A 14,408-nucleotide genomic window follows, 5' to 3' on the forward strand; every position below is an offset into this window, starting at 1 on the left:
CGAATCCTCCATACACGGTTATGCAGCCAGTATAGCGGAAGGACATCAGACGGATGTTCGCATGGCTTGAAGATTTTGTAAATGTTAGCCCAGGAACGACTGGAGCATCCAGCGGTGCTTCTCCAGCGAGGTTTGGATAGCGAGCAGCATGTCCGAAGTCGTTTCGTCCTGCGCTTCCTCGCATGCCTGCATGCCGGCCTTGAGCTCTTGCGTCAAGATGGTGAAATCTTCAATGACCGCTTCGACCATTTTGGTCGCCGTTTCGGTGCCTGAAGCTTCCTTCAGAGAGGATTGCTCGATGTACGCTTTCATCGTCGCCGCCGGCTGTCCGCCGATCGAGAGCAAACGCTCCGCCAGCTCATCGATGTGCAGGGCCGCTTCGTTGTACAGCTCTTCAAATTTCACGTGAAGTGTAAAAAATTGGCTGCCCTTCACATACCAGTGGAAGTTGTGCAGCTTGACATACAGCAACCCCCAGTTTGCAATTTGCTTATTGAGGATCGCCTGAACCGATTGAGCTGTCATTGTCACCATATTAAAAGCCTCCTGTTGTTATGATCTCATACAGCTTGTACACGCTAATTTACGTTATTTCATCAATTTTTATGTAATTTGTGCAACAATTCCGAAGAGAGTATTTCAAGTGGAACCTTTTTGTCTTATACTAGGAACAGATCATTAATACACAGTAATTTAGTTGGAATTAATTCCAATGAACTTATAGGAGGCTAAGCCATGTCTACATATCACCCTTTAAGTGAAGCTCAAGCGATCGAATATGCCCGCCGCATTCCAAACTTGTTCCAGCCCGGCTCGGAGCTGACCAGCAACGAAATCGGCGACGGCAACCTGAATCTCGTATTCCGCATATCGGAGAAGGGCACAGGCCAAAGCATTATTTTGAAGCAAGCGCTGCCTTATGCCAAAGTCGTCGGCGAGTCCTGGCCGCTGACACTCGACCGGGCGCGTATCGAAAGCGAAGCGCTGCTCATCGAAGAAGGACTGGTCCCCGATCTCGTTCCTCATGTCTATGCGTATGACGCCGATCTTGCGCTGACGGTGATGGAAGATTTGAGCGACCATGTCATCATGCGCAGAGGATTGATCGAACGGAACCAATATCCGTTATTCGCTGAACACATCGGCCGCTTCTTGGCGCACACACTGTTCTTCACTTCTGACTTAGGCAAGAACCAGCAAGAGAAGAAAATTCAGCAAGGGCGCTTCATCAACCCTGAGTTGTGCAAAATTACCGAGGATCTGATCTTCGACGATCCATACCGCGACGCGGATACGAACAGCATCGAGCCGCATATCCGCGACGCCGCCGAGCAGCTGTGGGCCGACAGCGAGCTGCATTTGGAAGTGGCGATTCTCCGCCAGAAGTTTTTGACGAATGCGCAAGCTCTGCTTCATGGGGATCTTCATACGGGCAGCATCTTCATCAAACCCGATTCCACGAAAGTGATCGACCCAGAATTCGCCTACTATGGGCCAATGGGCTTCGATATCGGCGCCGTGCTGGCGAACCTGATCTTGAACTATGCCGGCCAGGAAGGCTGGAGCCAGGATCAAGAGAGCCGCAAAGCTTACCGCGCGTACCTGCTGCAGACGGTGAAGGACGTCTGGACGCACTTCGAAGCCAATTTCCGCGCGCTCTGGAACGAACACGGCGTGGACCGCGTTTTCCGGACTCCGGGCTACCAGGATCACTTCGTTCAGCAGCTGCTCCAAGATACCGTCGGCTTCACCGGGGCCAAAATGGTGCGCCGCATCGTAGGTCTCGCGCACGTAGCGGATATCGACAAAATTGAAGACAGTGTGGCTAGAGAGCGCGCTCAGCGTTTGGCGTTAGCGATCGGCACCTCCCTCATCCGCACCCATCGTCAAGTGAGCTCCCTCGATGAGCTCCTGGCCATCGTCACCCAAGAATCAACTGTAGAAAGAGGATTTGTGCTATGACCCAACAACAAACAAGTCAGACCCTTGAGAACCAAGGCGCATTGCAGTCCTTGAAATGGAACGGCCAGCAGCTGGATCTGCTCGATCAACGCTTGCTGCCGGAAGAGATCGTGTATTTGCCGCTGGAGACGCCGATCGAGGTGTGGGAAGCGATCCGGCATTTGAAAGTGCGCGGCGCCCCGGCGATCGGCATCGCCGCTGCGTACGGCGTGTACCTCGGCGTTCGCGGCGTGGATGCCGGCGTGGAGGAGCTTCTGGCGGAAGTCCGGAAGCAGGCGGATTATTTGGCGACGTCGCGTCCGACGGCGGTGAATCTGTTCTGGGCGCTTGACCGGATGAGAGCGCAAGCGGACGCTTTGGCAGCAGCGGGTGTCAGCCCGGCTGACTTCAAGGCGGCGCTGCTCGAAGAAGCGCAGAAGATTCAAGCGGAGGATGAGGAGACGAACCGCTTGATCGGCGAACATGCGCTGACGCTGTTCGAGGACGGCTTCGGCGTGCTGACGCACTGCAACGCCGGCGGCTTGGCCACAGCCAAGTACGGCACGGCGTTAGCGCCGTTCTACTTGGCGAAGGAGCAGGGCATGAACCTGAAGGTGTTCGCGGACGAGACTCGTCCCGTGCTGCAAGGCGCGCGGCTCACAGCTTTCGAGCTGCAGCAGGCCGGCGTCGACGTGACGCTGATCTGCGATAACATGGCAGGCGCCGTCATGTCTAAGGGCTGGATCCAGGCGGTCATCGTCGGTACCGACCGTGTAGCCGCTAACGGCGATGTGGCCAACAAGATCGGCACCTACAGCGTTGCCGTCTTGGCGAAGGCTCACGGCATTCCGTTCTACGTCGCCTGCCCGCTCTCAACGATCGATCTGAATACGCCGACCGGCGGAGACATTCCGATCGAAGAGCGTCATGAAGACGAAATTACGCAAGGCTTCGGCAAGCGCACCGCGCCGCAAGGCGTGAAGGTGTTCAACCCTGCGTTCGATGTGACCCCGAACGAGTATGTGACGGCGATCATTACGGAGAAAGGGATCGTGCGCGCTCCTTATACCGAGAACCTGCGCAAGCTGTTCGAGTAATGAATAAAGGCTGTTCCCGGCGCCATATGGCGCGGGAACAGCCTTTTTTGTTATCCGTGCATGCGGTCACGGTACCGGTTCGGCGTCACGCCGTGTGCTTTCTTGAATACATAATGCAAATAATTGCTGGACGCAAACCCATTCTTTTCTGCGATCTTCTCAAGCGTCAGCGAGGTTTGCAGCAGCTCGGTGCATACGTGCTTCAGTCTGACTTGCTCCAGATATTCGCTGAACGAGATATTCGCCTGTTCCTTAAAAATACGCTGCAGCTGTCTGGAGGAAATTTGCAGCCTCTCGGCAACGCCCTCCAGGGTCAGCGGCCGGCGGAAATTGTCCTCGATGAACTGAACGGCAAGCCGATACCGGTAGCTCTTCATATCGCGAGCGGGCAGGTTCGGACCGTGCCGATCCGCTTTGTAGGCGCCGATCGTTCTCAGCAGCATTTGGATAATCGACTGCTTGATGAGGGTGTACTGGCCGAGCGGGTTGTCCCGCCACGCTTCATACGCGACCAGAAAGCATTTCATCGCTTCCTGCCGGTCGAAGGCAGGCACATGCGGAAGCTCGCTTAACTGCCGGATGCACGCATCCGCTTCCTGCAGCTCCCACGCTTCTCCCCACCCCGTGGCGCCATTCTCCGCGTCCCCTGCTTCGTCCAGCTTCACGAAATCGACATGCAGGCACAGCTCATCCATCTTCTCCTGTTCATCCGCTTCCTGGCGATGGGAGACTCCCGGCGCCGTGACATACAGCATCCCTTCTTGTAAAGGATAGGTGACGCCGTCCAGGATGACTTTGCCTTTGCCGCTGGGAATATAATGGATTTCAAACTCGGAATGATGATGGAAATCAATGATCGTACCGGCCGGAAAAGAGGTCAGATGGCAGCGCAGCACATGGATCCCATAAGAACCCCACCGAAACCGCAGATCCAGGCGGTCCAGGGCCATCGGATTTTCTAGCATAGGTTCGAAATAAAAGGGCTGGCTCATGCTGTTCCTCCTTACTTGTCCTGCAGCCTGCTACTGAGCCAGAGAGTCTATGCGCACCTGCTGCTTCGACTGCGCGGAGCGGTTGGACGCTTCCATCAGCTTCGTTAAATCCACCGCAAGTTGAATATTCTCTGTCGCTTTGGTGCCATTAAGAATATGGGAAACCCATTGGCTGAATGCCGGCGGTTTGGCTGCCGGTCCGTTCTCGTAGACGATCCAGCTCGCGCTCGCTTCCGGCAGCTTCTTCGTGCGTAGCATCACTTTACCGTCATGCTCGGAGAACAGTACGCTTCCATCCGTGCCGTGAACTTCAATAACGAATGGGGAAACCGCATTGACGAAGCCGGCCTCTACGACGCCCAGCGCACCGTTGGCATACTGCAGCGTAGCCACGGCGTTATCTTCAACCTCGCGGCCTGTGACATAGCCGTAAGAAGCGCTTACAGCTTCCGGCAGCCCCAGGAACAGACGTGCCAAATACATCGGGTGGCAGCCGAGGTCGATCAGCGCCCCGCCGCCGCACTGCTCGGCATTATAGAAATGCTGCGGCAGCCAACCGTTCGGGTTCGCTTCCGTAGAGATACCGCCATTATGCGATAAACGGGTGCGAACGAGCGTAATCGGCCCCAGCAATTCCTTCTCGATAATTTCTTGAATCGCTAATGTATACGTTGGATTCAGGCGCGGCAATGAAACCGTCAGCGTGACGCCCGCTTCATTCACCGCGTCCAGAATCTCATTCACTTCATGTAAAGTCGGAGCAATGACTTTCTCCGTGAAAATGTGCTTGCCCGCTTTGGCAGCCGCAATCATCACATCACGGTGCATGTTGGTCGGCGTGTCGACGACGACAGCGTCAATGTCCTTATTGGCCAGCAGTTCATTCAGATCCGCATAGAAGGCAACACCGCGCTGCGCCGCTTCCGCTTGGCCGCGCTCCGGAATTTCATCCCATACGGCTACGATTTCCGTATCTTGGTGCTCCGTAACTTCTCTTGCATAGTCCTTCGCGTGCACGTGCCAAAAACTTAACATCGCTACTCTAATCATGTTAACCTCCAAATAAGTGACTTGGCTTCATTGTAACATGCCATAGCAGCCTGATAAATTTCGAATTAGCGACAGGCAAAGGTACAAAATAGCGACATCGTTTCGGTTCCATTCGGAATTACTTGGCGACAGGTACGGCGTTGTAGTACTCTTCCATCGTTACTTTTTTGGCCGCCATCTCCTTGGCTGCATCTACCCCAACATATCGAATATGCCAAGGCTCGTATTGATAGCCGGTAATTTTCTCTTTCCCCTTGGGATATCGGATGATGAATCCGTACTCCGGCGCATGCTTCTCCAGCCAGACGGCTTCCTTCGTTCCGCCAAAGCAGTCGGACGCCGCACACTTCCCGTCGCTCCCCGACACATCAATGGCCAGTCCCGTTTCATGTTCACTCGTTCCAGGGACGGCGCTGTACGTCTTGGCTTTCTCCTCGCCGTCCTGCTGCACGTAGCGTTGGAACAACGCTTTCTGTGTTGCATACGAGCGGTAGGCCGATACGCCGGCAAGGTTGATACCGTCCTTCTTCGCTCCCTCGAACAGCTTCTCGATCGCCTCAGCCGCGACGCTGCGCATTTTGCGTTTCTCCACCTTCTCCTTGAATGTAAACGGAATATCCGGATAGACGAGATCCGTCGGCTCGTAGCTCGAAGGCAGAGCGAACTGCTTATTCACCAATACCGTTACGCTCTCCGGCTTCGCAATGACCTGCAGGCCATCGTTCTTGGCCGGTGGCTTTGCAGATGCAGCCGGGCTCTGAGACGGCTTGCTGCTCGCCGTGGTCTGCGGCGATGCCGATGCTCCTGCGGACGGGGCCGGGCTGGATGTCGCAGGCGGCATGGTTGCCGCAGCGGTAGGGACTGGCGTTGATGTCGCCGCAGGGCTGTTTGCCGCGTTCTCCTTTTGACTGCCGCAGCCGGCAGCTAATATCGATATCGCCATCAGGAAGATTAGCGATAGTTTAGACTTTGTGCTCATGTTCGTAAAATGCCTCCTCAAGTTAACAAGCTATTCATGAAATAGACTTCATGCACGGATGAAAAGTTTCAAAACAACGTAAAAAAGGCTGCGTTCAGCTTATGCGCCTAAATCGCAGCCTTCTCATATTTTATTCGCTATGCTGGATCGATACAAGTTATAAAGTGCTTAATGGCAATTGCCCCCTAGGCTTGGCTTGCCGCAATCGCTTGCTCCAGATCGTAAATGATGTCTTCGACGGCTTCCGTCCCGACCGATAAACGAATAAGTCCAGGCGTTACCCCCGTGGAAATTTGTTCCTGCTCATTTAATTGGGAATGGGTCGTAGACGCAGGGTGAATGATCAGCGACTTGGAATCACCGACATTCGCCAGATGCGAGAACAATTGCACGTTATGAATCAGCTTTTTGCCTGCATCTACGCCGCCCTTGATCCCGAAGCTCAGAATAGCGCCCTGCCCCTTCGGCAAATATTTCTGTGCCAGCTTATAGGACGGATGGCTTTCTAAACCTGCATAGCTCACCCATTCAACCGCCTCGTGCGATTCCAGGAATTGCGCAACCTTCAGCGCATTAGAGCTGTGCCGCTCCAACCGGAGATGCAGCGTCTCAAGTCCTTGCAGCAGCAGGAAGGCGCTGTTCGGCGAGAGCGAAGCTCCCAAGTCGCGCAGCAGCTGCACGCGTGCCTTGATGATGTAGGCGATCGGTCCGACCGCTTGCGTATATACAACGCCGTTATAGCTCGGATCCGGCTGCGTTAAGCCTGGGAATTTGCCGCTGGCTGCCCAGTCGAATTTGCCGCCGTCGACAATAACGCCGCCGATGGTCGTGCCGTGGCCGCCGATGAATTTGGTCGCTGAATGGACGACGATATCGGCACCATGCTCGATCGGTCTCAGCAGGTATGGACTTGGGAACGTATTGTCCACGATCAATGGAATGCCGTTCTCGTGAGCAATCGCCGCTACGGCCTCGATATCGAGCACGTCGCCTTTCGGATTGCCGATGGATTCGGCGTATAGCGCTTTCGTTTTATCAGTGATTGCACTGCGGAAATTTTCCGGGTTGCTCGGATCGACGAACTTCACGGTGATGCCCAGCTTAGGCAAGGTGTTGGCAAACAAGTTGTACGTTCCGCCATACAGCGAAGCCGCAGAAACGATTTCGTCCCCGGCGCCGGCGATGTTCAGGATGGAGAACGTGATCGCCGCTTGGCCGGAAGCCACAGCAAGTGCCGCAGGAGCGCCTTCCAAAGCAGCAATCCGCTTCTCAAACACATCCGTCGTCGGATTCATGATCCGTGTATAGATGTTGCCGAACTCTTTGAGCGCGAACAAATTAGCGGCATGGTCCGTATCGTTGAAAACGTAGGACGTCGTTTGATAAATCGGCACAGCCCTCGACTTGGTTGCAGGGTCTACCTCTTGGCCTGCGTGGATTGCTAATGTTTCCGGTAAGTACTGGCGTTTGGAATCTGACATTGAACGTGCCTCCTCGGAATGGGGATGAAATAGATGAGTGAAATGAAAACCCAAAACTCGATAATTCCTACTGGAATAGTATGTAATACATTCTAATGGAAATATCTAGCTATAGTCAATATATCACAGTGGGATATTTTTCTATACTAGTCTCGCTATTCTTTCTATAAATCTATTAGGCGGTGTCACGGCTAACGGGGTAACGGTGTAAGGTCGGCGATCGCTTCAGCTAACAGACGGGTAACGAGCAGACGGCGGTCACGTTAGGCTAACGGACACAGCGGCCGTTATTCGGTCGATTTGGGCCGTTTTGGAATCGTAACGGACACCAGTGACGCTATTTGCTCTTCTGTGCTGCCATTTCGCCGAGAAATCGGCAAATAAGCGCACCGGTGTCCGCTAGATCGGTAACGGGGCTGGTTTCACTGTTTTAACGGCTCTGGTGTCCGTTAGCATGCCCCGTTTCCCGGCTTGCCGGGCGTGGTGCAGGACGGATCTGCCTTCCAGCGGTTCGTGCCAGGGCTAACGGACACAGCGGCCGTTATTCGGTCGATTTAGGCCGTTTTGGAATCGTAACGGACACCAGTGACGTTATTTGCTCTTCTGTGCTGCCATTTCGCCGAGAAATCGGCAAATAAGCGCACCGGTGTCCGTTAGATCGATAACGGGGCTAGTTTCACTGTTTTAACGACTCTGGTGTCCGTTAGCATGCCCCGTTTCCCGGCTTGCCGGGCGTGGTGCAGGACGGATCTGCCCGGCGGCGGTTCGTGCCAAGGCTAACGGACACAGCGGCCGTTATTCGGTCGATTTGGGCCGTTTTGGAATTGTAACGGACACCAGTGATGTTATTTGCTCGTCTGTGCCGCCATTTCACGGAGAAATCGGCAAATAAGCTCACGGGTGACCGTTAGATCGGTAACGGGGCTGGTTTCACTGCTTTAACGGCTCTGGTGTCCGTTAGCATGCCCCGTTTCCCGGCTTGCCGGGCGTGGTGCAGGACGGATCTGCCCGGCGGCGGTTCGTGCCAGGGCTAACGGACACAGCGGCCGTTATTCGGTCGATTTGGGCCGTTTTGGAATTGTAACGGACACCAGTGATGTTATTTGCTCGTCTGTGCCGCCATTTCACGGAGAAATCGGCAAATAAGCTCACGGGTGACCGTTAGATCGGTAACGGGGCTGGTTTCACTGCTTTAACGGCTCTGGTGTCCGTTAGCATGCCCCGTTTCCGGCTTACCGGAACAGGCTTGCAGGACGGACCTGCCCGGCAGCGGTTCGTGCCACGGCTAACGGACACAGCGGCCGTTATTCGGTCGATTTGGTACCGTTAAGGACCAACCCGTCTTGCCGGACTACAAATATAAAAAAGGAGCCAGCCGGCTCCTCCTCCATTTGCTATAATTATTCACCGTACTAAAGCAGCATCCAGCGCGAGAGTGTACTATAGAGCACTTCGAGCACTTCGAGCACTTAGTCACTTAGATCACCTCAGCCACTTACAGCACTCATACACTTCAGATCACCTCAGCCACTTACAGCACTCATACACTTCAGATCACCTCAGCCACTTATAGCACCCATTCACTTCAGATCACCACAGCCACTTATAGCACTCATACACTTTAGATCACCTTAGTCACTTACAGCACTCATACACTTTAAATCACCTTAGCCACGTACAGCACTTTATACACTTTATATCACCTTAGCCACTTACAGCACTCATACACTTTACATCACAATAGCCACTTACAGCACTCACACCTGCTATAGATCACCGTTTGGCACTTGAAGCACTTTGGCACTTTGGCACTTTGGTACTTTGGCACTTTGGCACTTTGGCATTTCGGCATTTCGGCACTTTGGCATTTCGGCACTTTGGCATTTCGGCATTTCGGCATTTCGGCATCTTGGCACTTTGGCACATCGGCATCTTGGCACTTTAGCATTTCCGCATTTCGGCACTTGGAACACTTAGTCACTTTGATACCCTAGCCACTTACAGCACACATACACATTAGATCACCTTAGGCACTATGAGCACTTCAAGCACCTTAAAGCACTTTAGATAAAAACGCCTTCGTCCGCTCCTGCTGCGGATTCTCGAAAATTTGTTCAGGTCTGCCTTCTTCTACGATGACGCCCTGTTCCATGAACATGACCCGGTCGCCAACTTCGCGGGCGAAGCCCATCTCATGCGTAACGACGACCATCGTCATCCCTTCCTTGGCCAGCTGCTTCATGACCGCCAGCACCTCGCCGACCATCTCCGGATCGAGCGCCGATGTCGGCTCATCGAACAGCATAATCTTCGGCTCCATCGCGAGCGCGCGGGCAATCGCCACACGCTGGGCTTGACCGCCGGAAAGCGAATCCGGATAAGCTTCAGCCTTGTCGGCCAATCCTACTTTGTTCAAGAGCTCCAGCGCTTTCTTGCGCGCTTTGTCCTCCGGCCACTTCCTTACTTGCATCGGCGCCAATGTAATGTTATCAATGACTTTCATATGCGGGAACAAATGAAAACGTTGGAACACCATGCCCAATTCCATGCGCATCTCGTTGATTTTGTTGGCGGGGTCCATAATATCTTTGCCTTCAATCTTGATCGAGCCGCTGTTCGGCTGCTCCAGCAAGTTCAGGCAGCGAAGAAACGTCGATTTCCCCGAACCGGAGGGTCCGATAACAACAAGCACTTCCCGAGTCTGAATATCCGCGGAAATATCCCGCAGCACGACGTTGTCGCCGAACGCTTTTTGCAGATGTCTAACTTCAATCATCGCTGTCATATCTCTACACTTTCCTTTCCACATAGCTAAGCAGCTTGCTTAGAGAATAAGTGAGAATGAAATAAATAAGAGCTGCCGTCAAGTAAGGCTCCCACACTTTGAAATATTGGCTGCGCATCGCATTAGACCAATACATCAGTTCCGGAGCTGCAATAATTGCAAATAAGGACGAATCTTTAATCAAGACGATAAACTCGTTCCCGAAAGGAGGAATCATCCGCTTGATCGCCTGCGGTAAAATAACATTCTTCATCGTTTGGTAGTGTGTCATCCCCAAAGAGTGAGCGGCCTCCGTCTGTCCTTTATCGATGGACTGGATACCGGCTCTGAAGATTTCGGCCATATAACCCGCCGAGTTCAGAGATAAAGCCACAATCGAAGCGACGATGGCGTTGGTGGTGCCAAGAAACAGCGGAACGACCCCGAAGTGCACGAGCAAAATTTGCACGAGCAGCGGCGTGCCGCGGAAGAAGTTAACGTATATGCTAGTGGGCCATCTCAGATAGCCGCGGTGCGACATTTTGCCTAATCCAACCGCAAGTCCGAGCACCGAACCGAAGCAGATGGAGAGAATGGAGATGCCGATGGTCCATGCGGTACCTTTCAATAAGAGCGGTATATACTCAACAATAATGTCAAAACGAAAATCCATTCCACACTTCCTTTCTCCATGGTATTATGCGGATAACAGAACAACAGCATGCGCAAGGATGAAGTCACGCATGCTGCCTGTTTTATTATTTTTGCTCAAGCAATTTTTTGGTGTCGGGCTCTTGACCGAACCATTTTTTGTACACTTTGGCGTAAGCGCCGTTCTCGATCACTTTCTTGATCGCCGGATCGAGCTTCGCTTTCAGCTCGCTGCCTTTCGGAAGCAGAATGCCGTAGTACTCGGATTCGAAGTTCGTCGCGTCACTGATCGTTACGAACTTTTTGTTCGGATTATTTTTCACGTATTCACGAACAATAGCAATATCGGCTACAACCGCGTCAACGCCGCTGTTCTCAAGCTCCATGAGCGCCAGCGTGTTGTTGTCCAGACGCTTCAGGTTTTTGTTCGTTTCGCCCATGATTTTGCTCATCAGCGTGTCGGCTGTCGTGGAAATTTGCACAGCGACTTTCTTGTCCTTCAGGTCCGTTGCGCTTTTGATCGGGCTGCCTTCTTTGACCAGAATCATGTTCGTGGACTCGAAATAAGGAATAGAGTAGTCATAAGTTTGCTTGCGCTCATCTGTAATCGAAACGGAAGAAATACCTGCGTGGAACTCTTTGCCTTGCTGAACGCTCGTCAGCATCGTGTCCCAACCTGTATTCGTGATTTCGTAGGAAAGTCCTGCTTCCTTCATGACTTCAGCAAGAAAATCGATGTCAAATCCGGTCATCTTGTCTTTGTCCATATATTCCATTGGTGCGTATGCAGCATCCGTTGCGAACTTGTATTTCGTGCCGCCGGCGCTGTCTTTAGCTCCGCAGCCTGTTAAACCGATAACCAGCGCTGCCGCTACTACAAAAAAAGATAATTTTTTCAAAATAATTCCCCCCGTTCTATGTATTGAACGAATCATATTTTAACACTTGGTCAATAAAATGACAACGCCTCTCTATAGAAAATATCGAAGGAAATTGCAGGTAACAGCGATTTTTGTTCATTTTCGGATTGGCGCACAATAGAGCGGCAGTCCCTTTGTACGCTTTGCCTATAAGGAAATAGAAAAACGCCCCGGATCTCCACGATCCCGAGCGCTTAAATTTCCGTAAGTATCGACAGCTACATCATTCTTAAAATGGCTTCCCTGCCGGTCATGCCGGCTACAATGCCAAGGTCCTCCGCCGTGTAAGTCACCGATTCCAGCGGTGCTTCCAGCAGCTCCTCAATGGTGCGTACGCCCGTTGCCCTGGCCGCGATGATGTTGCGTTCTCTCAGCCGCTCGTTCAAAAGTCCCACATCGAGCGCACCGCACATGATATTTTCTTCGGAAAAACCTTGTTGTTTCAAGCTTTTCATGAGTTAGTCAAGTCACAAATCACAAAAGGGTCACAAACTTATGATTTCATCTAACTTGTCGGCAACCTCTTGTTGCATGCTTGGGAGCACATGACTGTATACATCGAGTGTGACTCCTACCTTAGAATGCCCTAGCCGTTCAGATATTACTTTCACATTTACATTCTTCTCAATCAGCATCGTTGCATGAGTATGACGAAGATCATGAAATCTAATGTGAGGTAATCCGGAGGCCTTTACATTTTTGATGTAAGTTGCCGTCAGATTAGCAGGAAACACGACCCCACCATTTTTTAAGTTATATATCACAAGATCCTCGTCAACAAAATCTTCAGCAGCCATTCTAAACTCTACATATTTTTTTCTGTGATTTTTTAATATTGTAACCAACTGTTGAGGCATTGATATTGTTCGTTCGCCTGCTACTGTCTTCGCTCCACTCTTTAAAGTCTTTCCATCGTGAGTTAGTGTCTGACTAACGGTTATGATTTTCTTTTCGAAATCAATATCCTTCCACCGTAATCCCAAAATCTCACCTTGTCTCATACCGGTTAGTAAGGCTAGAGCGTAAACACAGAAATATCTTTTTTCTTTGGTGAATTCAAGGAATTGATTTGCCTGGATAGAAGTCCATACTTTCAACTCACTTTTCGCCTTTTTCGGAAGAGTTACTTTCCGCATATGATTTTCTTTGATATATTTGAAAGTGACTGCTTTGTCGAGAGCTAGCTTTATCAATGTACAAACTCGATCAATTGTGTTTCTTGCATAACCGCACTTATGCATGTCATTGACGAAGTTTTGACATATGATAGGGCTCAGCTCTTGCATTTTTATATTACCTATACGCGGCATGATGTGATTCTTTAGATACAACACATTATTGTAATAACTCGTTTTCTCGCATTCCATGATTCTAATGTTCTCTAGCCAGTACTTCATGAAATCCCCAAGTGTGTCTCTATTGATGGGAACAAACTCACCATCCTGAACCTCTTTTTGAAGGACTACTAATTTATCATTAGCTTCCTTCTTTGATTTAAAGCCCTTCCTTCTTACCTGCTTTCTCTTCCCATTGTCGTAGTAATCAAAAACAAACTCCCATTTTTTCGTATCTGGATTTTGAGTTATTGAAGCCATATAGATCTCCTCCCTTTAGTGACCAACTAAAAAGGAGCCTATCCTGTGACCTGTTGTAGGTTGATTTTATCACATGATATAACTCCTCTGAAATTTTTATTTTTTGGATGGTGTTTGTTTCCCGCCAATCAACCAATTCTCAAATACTTGGTAATGTACGAGATACCTCCGACCGACCTTATGGGTTTTGAATTCACCACTTTTCATAATTTCATACGCTCGATCGCGGCCGATGCCCATCTTCTTCATCACATCGCTGACACCGATCATAACCTTTTCATCATTCATGGATTATCACCTCAAAATTATTTGTATTTATGCACCGCTTGTCACAATGTTTATTTCTTCCTGTTTATTGGTAAGAGAGGCTTGAAGTAGCCTCTCTTTTCTTGATTTACTGTTCTTTTGGTTCCTTCTCCACATCGATCCTCAGATTCAAAGCCAGCTTGTACAGAGCGGTTTTTCGGATCTTAGTATACTGGTCCTTCCCGATAGCTGGATTGAAGATGAAGTTGTACACTTGATAGTCCTTGATCGGCTCACCATTCTTGTCGTAAGGCTTTAAGTATCGCTCTTCTATGAGCAACCTTTCTTTAGGAGCCAGATGCCTCACAGCACGTTCTACACGATCACAGAATGCTTTGCGCCGCGCCCTTTCGTCTACATTGTAAATGGCGATATTCGCAGTCTGGTCACTGGTCACGTTCGTGGGTCCGCTTGGACGATCTTCATAGCTTGCTGTTAGTGTAGCTTCACGTTCGACGAACTCCATGTACTTGCAAATGTGGTAATGTTCGAATACTCTCATGAGAGCTTTTTTCGTCTCACCACCATCAAGATCAGGGAAAATATCGTCACCGAAACTTAATTGCAAAATTGTTCACTCCTTTTACTGGAGCTATTCTCCGTTACATTTTATTTGATTCTCGGCATTTTGC

13 protein-coding genes and 1 pseudogene are annotated in these 14,408 nt (G+C 51.0%); 2 read left to right on the forward strand and 12 right to left on the reverse strand.

What is annotated here, in order from left to right:
- Window positions 1–84 precede the first annotated feature (84 nt).
- The gene (locus PUT07_RS02865; RefSeq protein ID WP_379239527.1) at window positions 85–534 is read right to left on the reverse strand and encodes a Dps family protein; all 450 of its coding nucleotides are present in this window, start codon (window positions 532–534) and stop codon (window positions 85–87) included.
- Between the two features lie 201 nt (window positions 535–735).
- Here PUT07_RS02865 and mtnK point away from each other — a divergent pair, with 201 nt between their 5' ends.
- Complete coding sequence (gene mtnK, locus PUT07_RS02870) at window positions 736–1,962, forward strand: S-methyl-5-thioribose kinase (RefSeq protein ID WP_274466258.1); 1,227 nt, start codon at window positions 736–738, stop codon at window positions 1,960–1,962.
- Window positions 1,959–3,038 (forward strand): S-methyl-5-thioribose-1-phosphate isomerase, encoded by a 1,080-nt coding sequence (gene mtnA / locus PUT07_RS02875; RefSeq protein WP_274466259.1) that lies wholly within the window; start codon window positions 1,959–1,961, stop codon window positions 3,036–3,038. The genes mtnK and mtnA overlap by 4 nt, the downstream gene beginning before the upstream one ends.
- A 50-nt stretch (window positions 3,039–3,088) precedes the next feature.
- Here the strand turns inward: mtnA and PUT07_RS02880 are convergent, their stop codons facing one another.
- From PUT07_RS02880 to PUT07_RS02930, 11 genes and pseudogenes are all read right to left on the reverse strand, one after another.
- The gene (locus PUT07_RS02880; RefSeq protein WP_274466260.1) at window positions 3,089–4,030 is read right to left on the reverse strand and encodes an AraC family transcriptional regulator; all 942 of its coding nucleotides are present in this window, start codon (window positions 4,028–4,030) and stop codon (window positions 3,089–3,091) included.
- Between the two features lie 30 nt (window positions 4,031–4,060).
- Window positions 4,061–5,080 carry a Gfo/Idh/MocA family protein gene (locus PUT07_RS02885; protein ID WP_274466261.1) on the reverse strand — a complete coding sequence of 340 codons (1,020 nt, stop codon included), beginning with the start codon at window positions 5,078–5,080 and terminating at the stop codon, window positions 4,061–4,063.
- Between the two features lie 118 nt (window positions 5,081–5,198).
- On the reverse strand, window positions 5,199–6,059 hold the full coding sequence (locus PUT07_RS02890) for a M15 family metallopeptidase (protein WP_274466262.1): 861 nt from the start codon (window positions 6,057–6,059) through the stop codon (window positions 5,199–5,201).
- A 185-nt stretch (window positions 6,060–6,244) separates the two neighbouring features.
- Window positions 6,245–7,594 carry a homocysteine synthase gene (locus tag PUT07_RS02895; RefSeq protein WP_274466264.1) on the reverse strand — a complete coding sequence of 450 codons (1,350 nt, stop codon included), beginning with the start codon at window positions 7,592–7,594 and terminating at the stop codon, window positions 6,245–6,247.
- A 1,999-nt stretch (window positions 7,595–9,593) separates the two neighbouring features.
- Entirely contained in the window at window positions 9,594–10,316 is a 723-nt protein-coding gene (locus PUT07_RS02900; protein WP_274467442.1) for an amino acid ABC transporter ATP-binding protein, read from the reverse strand.
- Window positions 10,317–10,329: 13 nt separating this feature from the next.
- Entirely contained in the window at window positions 10,330–10,977 is a 648-nt protein-coding gene (locus tag PUT07_RS02905; RefSeq protein WP_274466265.1) for an amino acid ABC transporter permease, read from the reverse strand.
- An 85-nt stretch (window positions 10,978–11,062) separates the two neighbouring features.
- Window positions 11,063–11,857: a basic amino acid ABC transporter substrate-binding protein gene (locus PUT07_RS02910; RefSeq protein ID WP_379239629.1), complete on the reverse strand. Its 795-nt coding sequence runs from the start codon at window positions 11,855–11,857 to the stop codon at window positions 11,063–11,065.
- Window positions 11,858–12,093: 236 nt separating this feature from the next.
- Window positions 12,094–12,291: pseudogene (locus PUT07_RS02915) on the reverse strand (YunC family protein); the annotation flags it as partial.
- A 69-nt stretch (window positions 12,292–12,360) separates the two neighbouring features.
- Complete coding sequence (locus PUT07_RS02920) at window positions 12,361–13,470, reverse strand: site-specific integrase (protein WP_274466267.1); 1,110 nt, start codon at window positions 13,468–13,470, stop codon at window positions 12,361–12,363.
- A 96-nt stretch (window positions 13,471–13,566) separates the two neighbouring features.
- A complete protein-coding gene (locus tag PUT07_RS02925) occupies window positions 13,567–13,758 on the reverse strand; it encodes a helix-turn-helix domain-containing protein (RefSeq protein ID WP_274466268.1) in 192 nt (63 codons plus the stop codon).
- Window positions 13,759–13,864: 106 nt separating this feature from the next.
- Entirely contained in the window at window positions 13,865–14,344 is a 480-nt protein-coding gene (locus PUT07_RS02930; RefSeq protein WP_274466269.1) for an ArpU family phage packaging/lysis transcriptional regulator, read from the reverse strand.
- Window positions 14,345–14,408: the final 64 nt, after the last annotated feature.

The organism is Paenibacillus sp. MAHUQ-63, assembly GCF_028765165.1.
In the GTDB taxonomy this organism is placed as follows: Bacteria; Bacillota; Bacilli; order Paenibacillales; family NBRC-103111; genus Paenibacillus_E.